This is a genomic window from Rosenbergiella sp. YN46, from assembly GCF_036620675.1.
Taxonomy (GTDB): Bacteria; Pseudomonadota; Gammaproteobacteria; order Enterobacterales; family Enterobacteriaceae; genus Jejubacter.
The window spans coordinates 1-1,163 of sequence record NZ_JAZHEE010000082.1; the positions used below are offsets into that span (position 1 = coordinate 1).

The 1,163-nt window shown below is 50.7% G+C and carries 2 tRNA genes and 1 rRNA gene; all 3 read right to left on the reverse strand.

Annotated elements, in window-relative coordinates:
* Positions 1-206: 206 nt before the first annotated feature.
* Positions 207-282 (reverse strand) — tRNA-Ala (locus V3W49_RS22550).
* Positions 283-395: 113 nt separating this feature from the next.
* Positions 396-472 (reverse strand) — tRNA-Ile (locus V3W49_RS22555).
* A gap of 72 nt (positions 473-544) precedes the next feature.
* Positions 545-1,163 (reverse strand): 16S ribosomal RNA (locus V3W49_RS22560); the annotation flags it as partial.

Genomic DNA, 1,163 nt, shown 5'->3' on the forward strand with positions numbered 1-1,163 from the left:
CCTTCATCGCCTCTGACTGCCAGGGCATCCACCGTGTACGCTTATTCGCTTAACCTCACAACCCGAAGATGTCTTCGTGTTGTAAGCTTGAGAGACCCATTAAACGGTCATTACCGTTTATGGATTATCAATTTTCAGCTTGTTCCGGATTGTTAAAGAGCAGATACTTCACAATGCACGATTAAGTACATTCTGAAGTAGTGTTATGGTGGAGCTATGCGGGATCGAACCGCAGACCTCCTGCGTGCAAAGCAGGCGCTCTCCCAGCTGAGCTATAGCCCCAAAGTAGTTAGTTAACCTCGATACCAAATGCAATTCTTTTCCGGACAAGGCGTGAGTCCACGAAGTTTATTGAAATAAACGAGTGGGCGAACAACGCAGTACGGAGAAGAATTTGGTAGGCCTGAGTGGACTTGAACCACCGACCTCACCCTTATCAGGGGTGCGCTCTAACCACCTGAGCTACAAGCCTGTAGAGGTTTTCACTGCTTCTTTATTTTCATCAGACAATCTGTGTGGACACTACGAAATCTGTATCCAAAGGTAAGGAGGTGATCCAACCGCAGGTTCCCCTACGGTTACCTTGTTACGACTTCACCCCAGTCATGAATCACAAAGTGGTAAGCGCCCTCCCGGAGGTTAAGCTACCTACTTCTTTTGCAACCCACTCCCATGGTGTGACGGGCGGTGTGTACAAGGCCCGGGAACGTATTCACCGTGACATTCTGATTCACGATTACTAGCGATTCCGACTTCATGGAGTCGAGTTGCAGACTCCAATCCGGACTACGACGCACTTTATGAGGTCCGCTTGCTCTCGCGAGGTCGCTTCTCTTTGTATGCGCCATTGTAGCACGTGTGTAGCCCTGGTCGTAAGGGCCATGATGACTTGACGTCATCCCCACCTTCCTCCGGTTTATCACCGGCAGTCTCCTTTGAGTTCCCGACCGAATCGCTGGCAACAAAGGATAAGGGTTGCGCTCGTTGCGGGACTTAACCCAACATTTCACAACACGAGCTGACGACAGCCATGCAGCACCTGTCTCATAGCTCCCGAAGGCACCAAGGCATCTCTGCCAAGTTCTATGGATGTCAAGACCAGGTAAGGTTCTTCGCGTTGCATCGAATTAAACCACATGCTCCACCGCTTGTGCGGGCCCCCG